This window comes from Micromonospora jinlongensis (assembly GCF_013410645.1).
GTDB classification, from domain to species: Bacteria; Actinomycetota; Actinomycetes; order Mycobacteriales; family Micromonosporaceae; genus Micromonospora; species Micromonospora zamorensis.
In genome coordinates, this window is sequence record NZ_JACCHK010000001.1 from 6376702 (window position 1) to 6393349 (window position 16648).

The 16648-nt window shown below is 72.5% G+C and carries 16 protein-coding genes; 9 read left to right on the forward strand and 7 right to left on the reverse strand.

The window, feature by feature from the left end; all coding sequences use genetic code 11:
- Nucleotides 1–68: 68 nt before the first annotated feature.
- Nucleotides 69–341, reverse strand: a complete 273-nt coding sequence (locus HNR22_RS28740; protein WP_179782998.1) for a hypothetical protein — start codon at nt 339–341, stop codon at nt 69–71.
- Between the two features lie 230 nt (nt 342–571).
- Between HNR22_RS28740 and HNR22_RS28745 the strand changes: the two genes are divergently transcribed.
- From HNR22_RS28745 to HNR22_RS28765, 5 genes are all read left to right on the forward strand, one after another.
- Nucleotides 572–1681 carry a ricin-type beta-trefoil lectin domain protein gene (locus tag HNR22_RS28745; RefSeq protein WP_179782999.1) on the forward strand — a complete coding sequence of 370 codons (1110 nt, stop codon included), beginning with the start codon at nt 572–574 and terminating at the stop codon, nt 1679–1681.
- 194 nt (nt 1682–1875) lie between these two features.
- The gene (locus HNR22_RS28750; RefSeq protein WP_246381015.1) at nt 1876–2985 is read left to right on the forward strand and encodes a YncE family protein; all 1110 of its coding nucleotides are present in this window, start codon (nt 1876–1878) and stop codon (nt 2983–2985) included.
- A 30-nt stretch (nt 2986–3015) separates the two neighbouring features.
- Nucleotides 3016–4065 carry a nitronate monooxygenase gene (locus HNR22_RS28755; protein ID WP_179783000.1) on the forward strand — a complete coding sequence of 350 codons (1050 nt, stop codon included), beginning with the start codon at nt 3016–3018 and terminating at the stop codon, nt 4063–4065.
- A 67-nt stretch (nt 4066–4132) separates the two neighbouring features.
- Entirely contained in the window at nt 4133–5218 is a 1086-nt protein-coding gene (locus HNR22_RS28760) for a cellulose binding domain-containing protein (RefSeq protein WP_179783001.1), read from the forward strand.
- Nucleotides 5219–5232: 14 nt separating this feature from the next.
- Complete coding sequence (locus HNR22_RS28765) at nt 5233–5904, forward strand: CG0192-related protein (RefSeq protein ID WP_179783002.1); 672 nt, start codon at nt 5233–5235, stop codon at nt 5902–5904.
- A gap of 42 nt (nt 5905–5946) precedes the next feature.
- Here HNR22_RS28765 and HNR22_RS28770 read toward each other — a convergent pair whose 3' ends face one another.
- Nucleotides 5947–7983, reverse strand: a complete 2037-nt coding sequence (locus tag HNR22_RS28770) for a glycosyl hydrolase family 28-related protein (protein WP_179783003.1) — start codon at nt 7981–7983, stop codon at nt 5947–5949.
- Nucleotides 7984–8202: 219 nt separating this feature from the next.
- On the opposite strand from HNR22_RS28770, the gene HNR22_RS28775 reads away from it, so the two are divergent.
- From HNR22_RS28775 to HNR22_RS28785, 3 genes are all read left to right on the forward strand, one after another.
- A complete protein-coding gene (locus HNR22_RS28775) occupies nt 8203–9312 on the forward strand; it encodes an NYN domain-containing protein (protein WP_179783004.1) in 1110 nt (369 codons plus the stop codon).
- 278 nt (nt 9313–9590) lie between these two features.
- Nucleotides 9591–9812, forward strand: coding sequence for a hypothetical protein (locus tag HNR22_RS28780; RefSeq protein ID WP_030335934.1), 222 nt, complete (start codon nt 9591–9593; stop codon nt 9810–9812).
- Between the two features lie 462 nt (nt 9813–10274).
- Nucleotides 10275–10448, forward strand: a complete 174-nt coding sequence (locus tag HNR22_RS28785) for a hypothetical protein (protein ID WP_179783005.1) — start codon at nt 10275–10277, stop codon at nt 10446–10448.
- Between the two features lie 416 nt (nt 10449–10864).
- On the opposite strand, the gene HNR22_RS28790 is transcribed toward HNR22_RS28785, so the two are convergent.
- The 4 genes from HNR22_RS28790 to HNR22_RS28805 all read right to left on the reverse strand — a co-directional run bounded on the left by HNR22_RS28790 (nt 10865) and on the right by HNR22_RS28805 (nt 14745).
- Nucleotides 10865–11413, reverse strand: a complete 549-nt coding sequence (locus tag HNR22_RS28790) for a DUF1062 domain-containing protein (protein WP_179783006.1) — start codon at nt 11411–11413, stop codon at nt 10865–10867.
- Between the two features lie 225 nt (nt 11414–11638).
- Nucleotides 11639–12700 carry a Gfo/Idh/MocA family oxidoreductase gene (locus tag HNR22_RS28795; RefSeq protein WP_179783007.1) on the reverse strand — a complete coding sequence of 354 codons (1062 nt, stop codon included), beginning with the start codon at nt 12698–12700 and terminating at the stop codon, nt 11639–11641.
- Nucleotides 12701–12802: 102 nt separating this feature from the next.
- Nucleotides 12803–13468 carry a response regulator transcription factor gene (locus HNR22_RS28800; protein WP_088947172.1) on the reverse strand — a complete coding sequence of 222 codons (666 nt, stop codon included), beginning with the start codon at nt 13466–13468 and terminating at the stop codon, nt 12803–12805.
- The gene (locus HNR22_RS28805) at nt 13456–14745 is read right to left on the reverse strand and encodes a sensor histidine kinase (RefSeq protein ID WP_179783008.1); all 1290 of its coding nucleotides are present in this window, start codon (nt 14743–14745) and stop codon (nt 13456–13458) included. Before HNR22_RS28805 ends, HNR22_RS28800 begins: the two co-directional genes overlap by 13 nt.
- A gap of 205 nt (nt 14746–14950) precedes the next feature.
- Here HNR22_RS28805 and HNR22_RS28810 point away from each other — a divergent pair, with 205 nt between their 5' ends.
- Nucleotides 14951–15718, forward strand: coding sequence for a TetR/AcrR family transcriptional regulator (locus tag HNR22_RS28810; RefSeq protein ID WP_179783009.1), 768 nt, complete (start codon nt 14951–14953; stop codon nt 15716–15718).
- A 14-nt stretch (nt 15719–15732) separates the two neighbouring features.
- On the opposite strand, the gene HNR22_RS28815 is transcribed toward HNR22_RS28810, so the two are convergent.
- Nucleotides 15733–16587 (reverse strand): helix-turn-helix transcriptional regulator, encoded by an 855-nt coding sequence (locus HNR22_RS28815; RefSeq protein ID WP_343060003.1) that lies wholly within the window; start codon nt 16585–16587, stop codon nt 15733–15735.
- Between the last annotated feature and the right edge of the window lie 61 nt (nt 16588–16648).

Consider the following 16648-nt stretch of genomic DNA (forward strand, 5'->3'; position numbering starts at 1 on the left):
ACTCACAGGCATCACACGCGTTGGCGACCCTGGCCCGGCGTGAATGGCCGGGCCGGCGGCGTGCGTGGTCAGGTGCGACGGCCCTCGTCGCGGGTGGGGATTTCCTGGCGTTGTTCGAGGGCGTCGGCCGGGTTGGCGTCGGCCGGCAGCGACGTCGCCTCCTCGAGCGACCCCGCCGGGAGGGCGCCCTGCTCGGCCAGATCCGCCTCGGACGCTTCCGGGTCGACGTCACCCGACACCCGGTCCGGCGGCCCGTAGTCGACGGCGTTCTGCCGCTGCTCTTGGGCATCCGCCTCCGGGGGCGGAAACGTGTCGCCCTGATCATCCCGGTACGTGCTCATCGGAGCCTCCTGACCGGCGGGTGTCGACATGCCGCCGGGCTGCTGCCTACCCGCCGCTGCCGCTGGCACGCCTGGGTGCGGACGCCTCGTCAGCCAGCCGGGACCGGTCTCCGGGACCGTTCGGCGCAGCCAGTGCGGCGTTCGGCTCGCGCCCGTGCCGTTCCCGGTCCCGGGCACCCAGTCGATCGTCAAGCATCAATCCCCGACCACCCGCGAGGAGAGGAACACCCATGCGATGGAACGCACGACGGGCCGTTGCCGGCGGCTTCGGGCTCGTCCTCGGTGCCGTGCTGGCACTGGCCCAGGTCGCACCCGCCCAGGCCGAGTCGAACGGCGGCGTACGCGTGATGCCACTCGGTGACTCGATCACCGACGGGTACAACGTGCCAGGCGGGTACCGGATCAACCTGTGGCAGCGCCTGGCCGGTGGCGGTTACACGGTCGACTTCGTCGGCTCGGGTTTCAACGGGCCGGCCAGCCTCGGCGACCACGACCACGAGGGTCACTCGGGCTGGCGCATCGACCAGCTCGACGCGAACATCGTCACCTGGTTGCGGGCCACCGACCCGCGTACCGTGCTGCTGCACATCGGCACGAACGACGTGAACCAGAACTACGACGTGGCCAACGCGCCGGCCCGCCTCTCCGGTCTCATCGACAAGATCAGGTCGACGGCCCCGGGTGCGGACATCTTCGTCGCCACCATCACGCCGGAGTCCGACCCGAACCGGGAGGCCCGGGTACAGGCGTACAACGCGGCGATCCCCGGCATCGTGGCGCAGAAGGGCAGCAAGGTGCACCTGGTCGACATGCACGCCGCGCTCGCCACCGCGGACCTCGCGGACGGCGTCCACCCCAACGCCGGCGGGTACGACAAGATGGCCGCCCGCTGGTACGACGCGCTGCGCTCGGTGCCCGACAGTCTGGTCCCGGCGGGCGGGCCGCCGGTGGGCACCCCGGTCGGCCTGGTGAATCCCGCCTCCGGGCGTTGCCTGGACGTCTCCGGCGCCAGCACCACCGCTGGTGCCCCCACCATCATCTGGGACTGCCACGGCAACACCAACCAGCGCTGGACCCGTACCGCCGCCGGGGAACTGCGGGTCTACGGCGACCGGTGCCTGGACGTGAACGGCGGAGCCAGCGCCGACGGCACCCGGGTGCAGATCTGGACGTGCAACGGCACCGCCGCGCAGCGCTTCACCTTCCGCACGGACGGGACGATCGTGCTCACCTCCGCCGGCAAGTGCGTGAGCGTGACCTCCGCCGGGACGGCCAACGGCACGACCACGCAGCTCTTGACGTGCAACGGCACCGGCGCGCAGCGCTGGTCCACCCGGTAGCGGACGCCCGGCCGGTCCCACGCCGTACCCGGTGGGACCGGCCCTGGGCGGCCCGTGACGGCGCGCGGCCGCGGCCGCGCGACACTACATCCACCAGCGGTGCGGGCGCGTACCCCCGATGACCGCCGCCGGTGGCCGGGATCGGCCAGGATGGGCGGGTGGCCGGGTCACGGCCGCGACGAGGAGGGTGGGCGATGCGGGTACGCGGGCGGTTGAGGTGGGGGCGACGTGCCCGTATCGGGGCGGTGCTGGCGGCCCTGCTCACCGGCGTGGTGACACCTGCCGTGCTGCTCACGCCAGGGGCGGCGGGCGCGGCGGGGGCCGGTGCGCCGGTGTGCCAGATCCGCGACGACCGGCTCAAGGAGATCTCCGGGATGGTCGCCACCGACGACGGGTACGTGGTGGTCAACGACGGCGCCGACGACGAGGCCCGCCGCCGGATCTTCTTCCTCGACCAGCGCTGCGCTGTGGTCCGGACGGTGTCCTACCCGTCCCAGCCCCGCGACACCGAGGACCTGGCCATCGGCCGGGACGGCACCGTCTGGGTCGCCGACATCGGCGACAACGACCGCTCCCGCACCACTGTCGCGGTGTGGCGGCTCGCGCCTGGGAAGGACAAGCCGGTGCTGCACCGGATGGCGTACCCGGACCGCCCGCACGACGCCGAGGCGTTGCTGCTCGACTCGGACGGCCAGCCCCTGATCGTGACCAAGGGCGGCAGCGGCACGGTCTTCCTGTACGCGCCGAGCATCGCGCTGCGGCCGGGCGCGACGACACCGCTGGCCCCGGCCGGCCAGGTGTCCCTGCCGATGACCGACACCAGCAACCCGTTCTCGTTCATCGGGCGGGGTGTGGTCACCGGCGCGGCGAACGCGCCGGACGGGCGACGGGTGGTGCTGCGCAGCTACGCCGACGCCTTCGAGTACGACGTGCCCGACGGCGACGTGGTCAAGGCGTTGACCTCCGGCACCCCGCGGATCACCCCGTTGCCGGACGAACCCCAGGGCGAGTCGATCACCTACAGTCGCGACGGCGGGTCGTTGCTCACCGTCTCCGAATCCGCCGACCAGCCGCCGGGGACCCGCCCGACGATCCTGCGCTACCCGGCCACCGACGGGCCGGTCACCGCCGGTCACCCGACGGGGTCCGCCGGCCCGGTGTCGCCCACCGCTGTCCGTCCGATCGCCGAGGACACCATCGGCCTGGGCGGCCGGCCCTGGCTGCTGGCGGCCGGCGGCGGGACACTGCTGGGCTTGCTGGCACTGGCCGGTGTGCTGTGGTGGAGGCACACGGCACGCCCGTAGGCGAACGGGCCGGTGCGGCAGGATGGGTCCATGTCCGTGCTGTCCACGTTGCGCCACCCGATCGTCGCCGCCCCGATGGCGGGCGGCCCGTCCACGCCGGCGCTCGCCGCAGCCGTCTCCGCGGCCGGCGGGCTGGGGTTCCTGGCCGCCGGGATGATCGACACCGGCCGGCTGGTCGCCGACATCGCCGAGGTCCGTGCGCGCACCGACCGGCCGTTCGGCGTCAACCTCTTCCTGCCCGACCCCGGCGGCGTCGACGAGGCCGCCATCCAGGCGTACGCGCAACGGCTCGCCCCGCTGGCCGCCGAGCGCGGGGTGAGCCTGGGCGCACCGGTGGGCGGCGACGACGCGTACCCGGAGAAGCTGGCCGCGCTGCTCGCGGACCCGGTGCCGGTCGTGTCCTTCGTGTTCGGGCTGCCCGATCGGGCGGCGGTGGCCGCCCTGCGCGAGCGGGGCACCGAGGTGTGGGCCACGGTCACCCGCCCGGACGCCGCGACGGCCGCCGCGGACCTGGGGGTGGACGCGGTGGTGGTGCAGGGCACCGAGGCCGGTGGGCATCGTGGCGGCCTGCCGGACGACGACGACTACGCGCTGCTGCCGTTGCTCCGGCTGGTTGCCGCTTGTTGCGACCTGCCGCTGGTGGCGGCGGGCGGCATCGTCGACGGCCCCGCGGTGGCCGCCGTGCTGGCTGCCGGTGCCGCCGCCGCGCAACTCGGCACGGCGTTCCTGCGCTGCCCGGAGGCGGGCAGCTCGCCGATGCACCGGGCGGCGGTGGCCGGTGCCGCGCCGACGGCGTTGACCCGGTCGTTCACCGGCAAGCGGGCCCGCGGCCTGGCCAACGACTTCCTGCGCCAACACGACGCGGCGGCGCCGACCGGCTACCCCCAGGTGCTGCACCTGACACGTCCGCTGCTCGCCGCCGCCCGCCGCGACGGGGACGCGTCGGTCGCCAACCTGTGGGCCGGGCAGGCGCACCCGCTGGCCCGGGACCTGCCGGCGGCCGAGGTGGTCACCGAGGTGAGCGCCGGGGTGCGGGCGGCGCTCGCCGCAGTGCTCGAGCGCTCGACCCGCTGGGGATGACCAGGACGCCGGCAACCGGCCCTGGCGGGCCGGGGCGGGACGGCCACAGACCCGTTAGAGTCTCGCCGTGATCGAGATCGGTGCGCAGGTCGACCTGTCCCACCCACCCGACCGGGTCTGGCTCGCACTGACCGATCGGCAGCTGCTCGGCCGGTGGTTCGCCGACGCCGAGACGGTGGAGGGCGTACCGGACCGGCTGCTGCTGCACACAGCCGGGTTGCCCGGCTTCGAGGCCAACGTCGAAGTCGAGGTGACCGAGCGGCGGGAGCCGGAACTCCTCGTGCTGGCCTGTGACGAGGCCGGCCGGCTCAGCGAGCTGACCTGCGCGGTCACGGCCACCAAACAGGGCTGTCGGCTGGAGATGCGGGAGGTCACCACGCACGGCGCGTGGTCCGCCGAGCAGCACGAACCACGCGAGCAGCAACTCCGGCAGGCGCTGACCGTACGGCTGCCGGCGATCCTCGACTGGCTCGCCTTCCAGCAGGTCGATCTGCGCCGCGGCGACGGCGGGATGACGGCGGAACTGCCGCTGGTCGGCGCGTCCAGTGGGCCCGCCCGTGCCCGTCGCCGTGGCCGGCAGGTGGCCGCCGCACTGGTCGGGGTGGTGGCCGTCGGAGGGGTGGCGGCGTGGGTGGCGCTTCCGGCCGGATCGGAGCAGCGCGCCGCGCCGCCCTCGGCCCCGTCGCCGTCGCCGTCCGCGACACCCGTCGAGGTCGCCGCCACGCCTCGGCCGACGACCTCGGTACGCCCCTCGCGAACGGCCGGGTCGCCGACCGCCCGCGCGAGCCGGAGCCCGTCGGCGAAGCCCTCGCCGACCCTCACGTCGGCGCCGCCGCCCCCACCGCCGCTGACGGCCAGCTACGACACCGACTCCAGCCGGCTGTTCGGCTACACGGGCGAGGTGGTGCTCGGCAACCCGGCCGCCACCGCGGTGGACGGCTGGGTGGTGGTGGTCAGCCTCGCCGACGGCAGCACCGTGGACGACGTCGACGGCGCGGACTGGCGACAGAACGGGCGGTCGGTCACCTTCACCGGGGCGGCCGTGCCCGCCGGTGGGTCGCAGACGTTCCGCTTCGACGTACGCGACAACCGGCCGAAGGCCCGGGAACCGGAGACCTGCACGGTGGACGGCAACCCCTGCGCCGGCCTCTGACCTAGGCTGCGCTCATGGCACTGCTGCACCGGGCCACGCTGCGCCCCACGAAGCTCGACCTGCTGGCGGCCTGGCTGCCCAGCCAACCCTGGTTCGCCGGGCCGACCGACGTCTCCGGCGAGCTGGCCGGTGTTTCCGGCGGCCTGACCGGCGCCGATGTGGTGAGTCGGGGCGCGTACCGCTTCGACGACCCGGCCGACGAGGTCGGCATCGAGACGATGCTGGTCGGCACCGCTGACGGGCCGGTCCACCAGGTCCCGCTCACCTACCGCGCCGCGCCGCTCGACGGTGCGGACGACTGGCTGGTCGGCACCACCGAGCACTCGGTGCTCGGCACGCGCTGGGTGTACGACGGCTGCGCGGACCCGGTCTACGTCGCCGCGCTCGCCCACGCGATCCTCGCCGGCGGTGGCCAGGCGGAGCAGTACTTCGAGGCGGACGGTCGGCGTGAGGTGCGCGAGCCGACCGTGACGATCGCCGTCAGCGGCGCCGGGGATGCCGACGTGACGCCGGTCGGCGCGGTGCGTCAGGTGGTCGACGAGGACACCACCACCATCGTCACCGACTCCGCCGAACTGATCGTCGTCCGTCGGCCGGGTGCCGGCGACGCCACCGGCCCCACCCTGCTCGGCAGCTGGAACGGGCAGCCGACGAGCGTGCCGCTGGCGTACGCCAGGACGCGATGAGCGTGCGGTGGGCGGCCCGACGAGTCGGACCGCCCACCGCGTTCACCACTGCGCCGGAGGCGGTGGCGGCGACACGGGTGGCCGGTCGTCGCAGGTGATGGTGTTGGGCAGCAGCCACGGGGCGAGCCAACCTCCGTCGTTGCCGCCGAGGTCGGTCAGTGTGAACTCCGAACCGGCCGGGGTGAAGTGGAACGAACCGCAGTTGTTGACGCCGACAGCGCCCACGTTGCGGGCGTCCACGTTGGCGAACGAGGCGGATCCCGCCGCACGGGCGCTGACCACCGAGGTGCCGGTGCCGTCGACCCGGACGTCCCGGAACCGCACGTTGGTGATCGAGTAGAGGTCCTTCACCGGCCAGTCGCTGACCAGCATGATCGCGTTGTACGTGCTGTCGAGGTACGCGTCACCGGTCACCTGGACGTCCGCGTCGATGCTCCGGTCCAGGGCGAAGATCCAGATCGCGCCCAGCCCGATGTTCCAGTTCAGCTCGTACGTGCCGGCGCGGGCGGTGGTGTTGTTGGTGAACCTCAGGTGCCCGGTGAACGGCTCCGCGCCGAAGCGGGAACCGGCGTGGATGGCGCTGCCCTCGCGGACCGGGTCGGCGACGAGGTTGTGCGAGACGGTGGTGTCCGTGCCGCCGTAGATGGCGATGCCGTTGGCCAGCGTCGGTGACTGCACGGTGTTGTGGTCGAACGTGTTGCGCGCGTTCGCCGTCTTCTCCGACCACATCGCCAAACCGTCGTCGCCGGTGTTGCGGACGAAGTTGTGGGCCACGACGGAGTCGGTGACACCAGTGTGGAAGTTGAGCGCGTCGGCGATCTGGTCGACGATGATGTTGTTGGTGACCCGGACGTTGCGCATCGGCCCGTCGAACCACACGCCCACCTTGGTGTGGTGCAGGTAGAGCCCGTCGATGGTCGAGTCGCTCATCGCGCCGCCGATCGCGTTGACCTGGTCGGTGTCGATGCGCTCCCGGACGTCTCCCTCGATCGCGAAGCCGGAGAGGTGGACGTTGCGGCTGCCGCCGTCGGCGGCGTCGCGGCCGTAGAACCCGACGCCGGTGTGCACCGAGCCGTCCGGTGCGGGCGTCGGCAGGGCGACCTCGCGGCCCTTGATGATGGTGTGCCAGTTGCCGGCGCCCTCGATGGTCACGTCGTCGACGATGATGTGCCGGTTTACCTGGTAGGTGCCCGGCGGGATGTAGACCTTGAGGTGGGTGCGCCTGGCGAAGGCGATGGCCCGGTCCAGTGCGTCGGCGGAGTCCCGCCGACCGGTGGGGTCGGCTCCGAAGGCCAGCACGTTCGCCGCGAGCAGCCGGACGTGCGGCGGTGCGACCAGTTCGGAGTCGAGCAGGTCGATGACGGTCCAGGCGGCGGCGCTGCCGGGCGGCGCGGTGAGCCGGATCTTGTCGCCGGCCCGGTAGGTGCGCCCGAGTAGGAGCCGCTGCTCGTCGTAGAACTGGCCGGGTCGGAACGGCCTGCTGATGCTCGGGGCCGGCGTGGTGGCCGACGGCACGCACTGGCACTCGGTGATCCACCAGTCCGGGTGCAGCAGCCCGGCCTGGGGGTCGTTGGTGAACGGGTACTGGTTGTAGAGCCACGAGTACTGCGACGTGAGCGTCATGGTGCGCACGTGCTTGCCGTTGACCGCGACCCGCAACGGCGCGGTGATCCCGCCGCCCTGCGGCGCGTCCGGGATGCTGTACCGCACGGTGATCCCGTTGGCCGCGCTGGGCAGGACGAACTCCACGTACTCCCCGGGGGTGAGCCGGACCGCCCGGCGGCCGGAGGCCTCCGCGGGCAGCGTGTAGGCGGTCCGGTCGGGGCCGATGACCTCGCCGGTGGTACGGGCGTTCTCCGCCTCCTGCTCGATGAAGTCGACGTCCGCGCCGCGCCCGGCGACCAACGCCGGGTCGAGGGCAGCCCGGGTGACGACCGGCTGGGCGCCGGCGGACGCGGATGGACTGGCGGTGGCCACTGTGGGCCCGGCGACCAGTACGGCGAGGCCGGCCGCGAGCGCGACAGCGGTGCCGCCGGGCTGGCCGGGGCGTCCCCGCGCCGGCATGAGGCTGCGAAACATCGGTGACCCTCCTGGGTGGGTGGTGGTGGAGGTCCGCCCGGCGTTCCCCCGACGCCCGACATTGATCGTCATGATGCAGCACCACACATCGCACTGCAAGACGTCTATCGAGCAATGAAAATAACGGGCTATAAAGCCGCAAGAAATGGACGATCGTCGAGTTGAGGTGTCGCGCGTCGCCTGCCCCGCCCAGCTCACGCCGGGCGTAGGCTGACCCTCGTGGATCAAGAAGACCGGATCGCCCTTTTCCTCGACTACGAAAACCTCGCGTTGGGCGCACGCGACAACCGTGGCGGCGCGGACTTCGACTTCCGCCCCATCGCCGACGCGCTGGCCGAACGAGGCCGCGTCGTGGTCCGCCGTGCGTACGCCGACTGGTCGTACTTCGACGAGGACCGCCGGATGCTCACCCGGTCGCACGTCGAGCTGATCGAGATCCCGCAACGGATGGGCGCGTCCCGTAAGAACGCCGCGGACATCAAGATGGCCGTCGACGCGATCGAGCTGGCCTTCGAGCGCGACTACATCTCGACGTTCGTGATCTGCAGTGGCGACAGCGACTTCACTCCCTTGGTGCACAAGCTCCGCGAGCTGAACAAGCGGGTCATCGGTGTCGGGGTCGAGGGCTCCACGTCGGCACTGCTCCCGCCGGCCTGCGACGAGTTCCTCTACTACGACCGGCTGGAGGGTGTGGACATCCCGCCGACCCGCAGCAGGCGGGGCCGTTCCAGCCGGCCGGCCGGGGTGGAGCAGCGACCGCCCGAGCCGGAGCAGGAGCTCGAACGGGAGCGCGAGCCCGAGCCCGAGGTGGACCGCCGACCCGCCGGCGAGGAGCCCGGGCGGGACGTCGACGCACTCGCCGTGCTGGTCGCCCAGACCGTTGCTGGGCTGCAGGGCAGCGCCAACGGCGACGTCACCGCCTCCCGGCTCAAGCGCACCCTGCTGCGTAAGGACCCGACGTTCAGTGAGTCCGACTACGGCTTCCGCACCTTCGGGGAGCTGCTGCGGCACCTCGCCGAGCAGACCGTGATCGAGCTGGCGGAGGGCCCCGCGAAGGGTGACCCCGAGGTTTCGCTGCCCGAGCACGGCGACCGGGAGGTGGCGTTCGGGCTGCTTCGTGGTGTGGTGGCCGAGCTGGGCAGCAGCGGCAACCCGGTGGCGCTGTCCGGGTTGAAGAACCAGCTTCGCCGTGCCCGCCCCGACTTCAGCGAGAAGAAGCTCGGCTACCGCAGCTTCCTCCAGTTCTGCAAGGCCGCGGCCACCGGGGGAGTGGTCGACCTGCGCTGGAGCCCGGAAGCCGACGACTACCTGCTCACCGCGCAGGGGTGAGCACCGCCCTCGGTTACTCGCTGTGATGTTCACATCACAAGCGAGGGCCGCTCGCCAACCCCGTCTCCAAGGGCAGGACGGGTCGGCAAGCACCCTGACCGGTGTACTCAGCGATATCTCAGATCTGCCTGATCCGCCACTCAGGGCGGGGAGGATCCGTCCTCGCGGTTCCTCCCTGTCACCAGATCGGTCGAAGTACGCCTGAATTATGGCTATCGCCCTGGTATCCACCCGCCTGCGCCGTACCCTCGACGCAAAAATTGCTATACGGTCGGCGAATGAAGGTCGAGGAGCATTGGTGGAACGGAGACACGACCCCGCGCGGGCGCCGGGACGTGTATATCCGTACTGACGGGCAGGGTTGGGAGGTCCGCGCCCAGATCGGTGGGGCGTCGGGTCGTGAGCGGGTGCAGCAGTGCCCCAGCCGGGCCTCGGCGGCCATCCTCGCCGACGCCTGGCGCGGCACCCACCCTTCCTGGCGCGAGCTGAAGCAGCGCTGATCCGGCTCCGGGCCGGGCCGGCAACGCTCCTGGGCTCCAGCCCGGCGCGCTCGCCGGCCGGCCCGGTGCTCGGCACCCAGCGGCCCGGCGCTCGGCACTCAGCGGCCCGGTGCTCGGTAGCCAGCGGCCCGGTGCTCGGCACCCAGCCGACTCGGCTGCGGTCGCCTGCCAACGACATCTTCACCGCTTCTGCGACATGACCTGCGCGACGTTCGCCGCAGGTGCAGCACCCGGTCACGTTGCGACCTTCCCGATCGAGGCGGCCGCCTGTTTCCTGAGGGGCGTGGTCGCCGGAGTCGCGGAGGCCGGTAAATCTTCTCGATCGGTTTGCTGCGCAGTGGCGTCGGTGTACCGGTGTCCCCGCCGTCAGGCCGGGTACTTGGAGGTCCCCGATCGTGGGTGCTCGGAGGTCCCCGGTCGCGGGTGTCGAAGGTCCCCGGTCGCGCCCGAATGGAGGTCGCCATGTCGCACGGTCCCGGCGAGGAGAACCCCAGGCTCGACGAGGAGGTCCGGGAGGCCGAGCGTCGGCTGGGCGACGACGCCAAACCGTCGGACGACGCGCAGACCGACGATGCGCAGACCGACGACGCCCGGGTGCCGGACGACGCCCGCTCCGAGCAGGACCCAGGCACCTGAGCCGGACGAACCGTCCGTCGACCCGACACGCGCGCTCCCGACCGACCCGGCACCGGCCGCCAGGCCATGATCGACTCGGCTTCCTTGAAATCGGGGTGTCGCAGGCGGTCTGACACCGCGACTTCAAGGAAACCGAGTCGATCAACCGCTTGCCGGCAACCCGAGGCGGGCATATCGGGCAGAGCCTGGTCGGCGGGCAAGCCCGGCCGGTTGGCGGGCAAGTCCGGTCGGCGGGCAAGCCCGGCCGGTTGACGGGGCAAGTCCGGTTGACGGGCACAGTCCGGTCGGCGAGCACAGTCCCGTTGGCGAGCACAGTCCGGTCGGCGGGCACAGTCCCGTCGGCGATGCGCGGGTGGAACGCCCAGGGCCTGCCCGGCGGAAGATGCCGGACAGGCCCTGGTCGTAGGGAAAAGCGGTCAGTGCTTGAGGGTGAAGGTGAAGTCGCCGGAGAGCTTGCCGCTCAACCGGACCGCCGAAACGAGCTTCCCCTGGACGATCAGTCTCTCGACCTCGCCCCGGGAAAGACCGCAACCTTCCGCGATCAGTCGTACTGGTCGGACCGGGATCCGCGCCGCGAAGCGGACCGAGACGTCGATCGTCTCGCCGTCCGGGTGGTCCGATCCGCCGGTGTCGAGGTGCCAGGCGCCACTCCAGTCGAGGGCGATGCGGTTTATGCGCTGCACGTCCGGATCCTGGAGCAACTCGGCGGTCAGCCCAGGGTCGTTGTCGTGCAGCCGGTCCAGCAGCTCAGGTGGGATGGTGCGAACGGTCATCCGCTCCAGGACGGTGAGCTTTGCCGTCTCCCCGCAGGCGGTGCAGAGCGCGAGGAGCCAGACGTCGATGAGTTTGTGGTTGGCATTGACTCGGAATTTTCCGCTTGGCCGGAGGCGTTCGGACGCGCACGAGCGGCAACTGCGGTGAACGAGTGGCAGGCAGGTGGGCACGACGGCCCAGTTTCTGAGCACAGAGGTACACCGGTTTCAGTGAGAGGTCCGCAGCAAAAAGGAGCGCGGCGCACACGGCGCGACGCGCGACAGATCAGCGCTTGGGATGTCTCACAGGGTGTACAACGGCACGTCCTTGCCTAGACGACCTGGTTCCGCGCACGGTAACGGCGCCCAGCGGCACCGATCCACTGGTTTTTCGAGCGCCTCAGGACCGTCCGACTGGACAGGTGCCGGTTACGGAGGTCAGACGGTCGGGACCGGCAGCACCGCGCCTTCGACCGCGGACCGGTGGGCCAGCTCGATCAGCTCGACCGTGGCGACCGAGTCCCGTGGGTCCACCGGCATGGGCGCGCCGTCGCGCAGCGCCGCCGCCACCTGCGCGTAGAAGCTCTGGTACGCACCGGGTTCCGTTGCCACCGGTCGCAGGTCACCGTCGACACCGAGCTTGCCGTACCGCTCCGGCGGGACCTCGCCCCAGCCCGGCTGGTCCGGCCGGCCGCCCTCGTGCAGCGCCGCTTCCTGCACGTCCAGCCCGTACGTCGTGTAGCCAGCCCGGTCGCCCAGCACGCGCAGGCGGGGGCCGAGTTGAGCGGTGACCGCGCCCATCCACAGGTGCGAGTGCACCCCGTTGGTGTGGGTCAACGCCACGAAGGCATCGTCGTCGACAGCCGCGCCCGCGCGACGACGGTCCACCTCAGCGTAGACGCGGTCGACCCGGCCGAAGAGCTGCACCGCCTGATCGACGAGGTGGGCGCCGAGGTCGAAGAGGGCGCCGCCGGCCTCCTCGGGGCCGGCAAGCTCCCGCCAGCCCGGCTTGATCGTCGGACGGAACCGCTCGAACCGGGACTCGAAGCGCAGCACCCGCCCCAACTCGCCCTGCTCGACCAGGCGGCGGGCGGTCAGGAAGTCGCCGTCCCAACGCCGGTTCTGGAACACCGTCAGCGGCACCCCACGCTCGGTCGCCTCGTCGACCAGCGTGCGACCCTCGGCGGCCGTCGCGGCCAACGGCTTGTCGACGACGACCGGCAGGCCTGCGGCGAGCGCCGCCCGTGCCATCGGCACGTGCAGCCGGTTCGGCGTGGCCACCACGACCAGGTCCAGAGCGTCCGGCGTACGCCAGAACTCGTCGGCGTCGTCGACCAGGCGGGCGTCCGGGAAGTGCTGCCGGGCCTGCTCGCGCCGCTGCGGGTCGCGGGTCACGATGGCGTCGAGCCGCAGCCCGGGCGTCGCGGCGATCAGCGGTGCGTGGAACACCCGGCCCGCCAGCCCGTACCCCAGCAGGCCAACCCGCAGCGCCTCCGCCATGCCGTGCCCCCATCTCCCTGGTCCGCGCCCGACGTGGCGGCGGTACCGCTGAGGAAAACCTATCGCCCCGAGCGGCCCGACCCGATCTCGGCCCGAGGCCGGTCAGCTCGCCGGGTCGGCCCGCAGGTAGGTGAGCACCGCGAGCACCCGACGGTTGGTGTCGTCGCTCGGTGGCAGGTCGAGCTTCAGCAGGATGTTGCCCACGTGCTTGCCGACCGCGGCCTCGGTGACGTGCAGCCGGAGGGCGATCGAGGCGTTCGACCGGCCCTCGGCCAGCAGCGCCAGCACCTCGCGCTCCCGGGCGGAGAGCGCGGCGAGCGGATCGCGGGGGCGGTGCAGCAGTTGCCGGACCACATCCGGGTCGATGGCGGTGCCACCCGCCGTGACCCGGCGCAGTGTGTCGACGAACTCGGTGACCTCGGCCACCCGGTCCTTGAGCAGGTACCCCACCCGTTGGCCGTCTCCGCTGTCCAGCAGCGCCGCCGCGTACCCGGTCTGCACGTACTGGCTGAGCACCACGACCGGCAGGTGGGGTCGCTCGGCGCGCAACGCGACGGCTGCGCGCAGCCCGTCGTCGCGGCGGCCGGGCGGCATCCGGATGTCGGTCAGCACCAGGTCCGGTTCGTGCTCGCGGGCGGCGTCGAGCAGGTCCGGCGCGGAGCCGACCGCGGCGCAGACCGTGAAGTCGAAGCGGGTCAGCAGCGCGACCAGGCCCTCCCGCAGCAGCACCTCGTCCTCGGCGAGCACCACCCGGGTCAGCGACGGCACGGCAGCTCCACCCGGACCAGGGTAGGCCCGCCGGGCGGGCTGGACAGCAACAGCCGCCCGTCCACGGCGGCGACCCGGTCGGCGAGACCGGTGAGGCCCGTACCCCGGGTCGGGTCGGCGCCGCCCCGGCCGTCGTCGGACACCTCCACCACAAGGTCGCCACCGGTCCGGGCGAGACGGACGTCCGCGCTGGTCGCCCCGGCGTGCCGGACCACGTTGCCGAGAGCCTCGGACACCACGAAGTACGCGGTGGTCTGGACGATCTCCGGTAGCTCGCCGTCGAGGTCGGCGCGGACGGTGACCGCGACGGTGGCCGCGTCGGCCAACTCGCGTACGGCGCCGGCCAGGCCGAGGTCGGTGAGGCTCTGCGGCCTGATGCCGTGCACCAACTGGCGCAGCATCACCATCAGGCCCCGGGCCTGCTCGTGCGCCACGGCGAGCGGCCGGGCGGCGGGGGAGTCCTCGGGTACGTCCAGTCGGGCCAGGCCGAGCTGAAGGGTGAGGCTGGTCAGTCGCGGCTGCGCGCCGTCGTGCAGGTCCCGTTCGATCCGGCGGCGTTCGGCCTCGTACGCGCCGACCAGCCGGGTGCGGGAGCGGGCGACCTCGCGCAGCGCCGCGGCGTCGACCGGCGAGGCCAGCGCCCACCGGGCCACGGCGGCCTGGGCGGCGGCGAGCAGACCGACGGCGTACCCGAGCACCGGGATCAGCAGCACGCCCACGATCGCGTACGGGACGGCTTCGCCGGTGGTGTCGATCGGCTGCCAGATCACGACGGGCTGGTTGGAGTCGCCGGCCAGCCAGGGGCTGGTGATCATCCCGAGGTCGAGCAGCACCACCACCAGGAACACCCAGTACGCGACCGGGGTGACCCCGCCCAGCCAGAACAGGTACGCCACCTCCCGCCACCCGGCGGCGCTGCGGTAACGGGCGGCCAGGCCGGGCCACGGTGACGTGGGCAGCGGCCGGCCGTCCACGAGCCCCAGCCGCCACCGCTCGACGACGGCCACCGGGAAGCTCATGATCGGCGCCAACGCCAGCACTGTGAGACTGTCGACCGCCAGGAACAACATGAGCGGGATGCCCGGCGGCCGGTCGTGCAGCAGCGCGTTGAGGGCGGCGAAGAGGGGCGCGCCGATGACGAGCAGCCCGACGGCGAGCACGCCCGCGATCGGCACGGTGCTGACCAGGTAGGCCAGCGCCCGCCACGGCCAGGCGGAGACCAGCCAGTCGCGGCGACGAAGCGCCCTGGCCAGGTGAGAAGGACTTTCCGGGGTCATGCCAGAGACGCTAATCGGGGACGAGGGCGCACCCCAGCCGTCCAGATCCACTTCTCGGGGTATGCCCAGCACTACCCACCGAACGGCGGTGCGGCGCTGTCCGACGACCGCGAGGCGTTTGTGACCGGACCTCGGCGGCAGCGTGCGAGCATCGGCCAGCCGCGCGGCGTACGTCGTACGCCCGCGTTGTTAGGATGGCCGCACCATGGCGAGTGAGCGCAAGGCGACCGCGGACCCGGCCCGCAGCCTGGCCATCCTCTGGCGCACCCGGGAGCCGACCAGCCGCAGCGCCGGGCCCGGCCTCAGCGTCGACCGGATCGTCCGGGCCGCGATCGACATCGCCGACGCGGAGGGCCTCGACGCGTTGACCATGCGACGCGTCGGCGAGGCGCTGGGTGTCGGCACCATGTCGGTCTACACGTACGTGCCGGGCAAGGCCGAACTCGTGGACGTCATGGTCGACACCGCGTACGGCGAGATGCCGCGCCCCGCCGTCGAGGGTGACTGGCGGGCCCGGCTGGAGCGGATCGCCCGCGACAACCTGGCGCTCTACCAGCGGCATCCCTGGATGCTGCGGGCCGAGACGACCCGACCGGTGCTCGGCCCGCACCTGCTGGCCAAGTACGACTACGAGCTCGGCGCGGTCGTCGACATCGGTCTCAGCGACGTCGAGATGGACGCGGTGCTCACGCTCGTCCTCGGCCACGTGAAGAGCGCGGCGCGGGCCGCCTCCGAGGTGGTCGACCTGGAGCGCCAGTCCGGCATGACCGACGGCCAGTGGTGGCAGTCGCACGCGCCCTGGCTGGAGACGTTCATGACGGCCGGCAGCTATCCGATCGCCTCCCGGGTCGGCACCGCGGCCGGTCAGCAGCACGGTGCCGCGTACGGCCCGGAGTACGCCTTCGAGTTCGGTCTGCAACGCGTCCTCGACGGGATCTCGGTGGTGGTCGCGGAGCGGGCGGCCACCCGGTGACCGGCGCCGCGGAGCTAGCCTGATTCGTCGTTGTCCGCTGCCGCACCCGCCGGGCTGCCCGCGCTTCGGGCCAACCGCGCGAGCGAACGCGCCGACGGGCCACCCGGCTCGGCGTGGTAGACGACCAGCGACTGGGTGGTGCCGCTGATGGTGAACTTCTCGTAGCGCAGCTCCAGCTCGCCCACCCGCGGATGCCCGAACACCCGTAGACCGCCGCCCGCGCGAACGGTGACGTCGTGCCGGGCCCACAACCGTCGAAACCGCTCGCTGCCGGCCGTCAGCTCCTCGACCAGCTCGGTGAGCCGAGGATCGTCCACCTCGGCGCCGACCTGTGCGCGCAGGCCGGCCACCGCGTTGGCCGCGACGGCCGTCAGGGCCGGGTAGAGCGCCGGCACGCTCGGGTCCAGGAAGACCGCGCGCAGCAGGTTCACCCCGGCCGTGAAGATCGGTGCCAGCGCGGTCGCGATGGGGTTGGCGAGAAGCACATCCAGGTGTCGAGAGTGCACGAAGGCGGGGGTCTCGCTCCACGAGCCGACCAACTGCCGGATGCCCAGGGGCACCCGCTCCTGCCGCCGCGCTGCCGGACGGGCCGGCGCCGGCCGGGCCAGGCCGTACAGGTGCGCCGCGGCCTCCGCGTCCAGCATCAGTGCGCGGGCCAGAGCATCCAGCACCTGCGTCGACGGGTGCCGGTCCCGGCCCTGCTCCAACCGCAGGTAGTAGTCGACGCTGATGCCGGCGAGCAGGGCAGCCTCCTCGCGCCGCAGGCCGGGCACCCGCCGACGGCCGTGCGCGGGCAGCCCGACGTCACCCGGCCTGATCAGCTCGCGCCGGGCACGCAGGTATTCGCCGAGCGGGCCGGCTGTGCTCACCCGCTCATCGTAGGAGCCACCGCCGGTGCCCATCCTGGTCCTGCCAGTCCCAGGAAAAGCA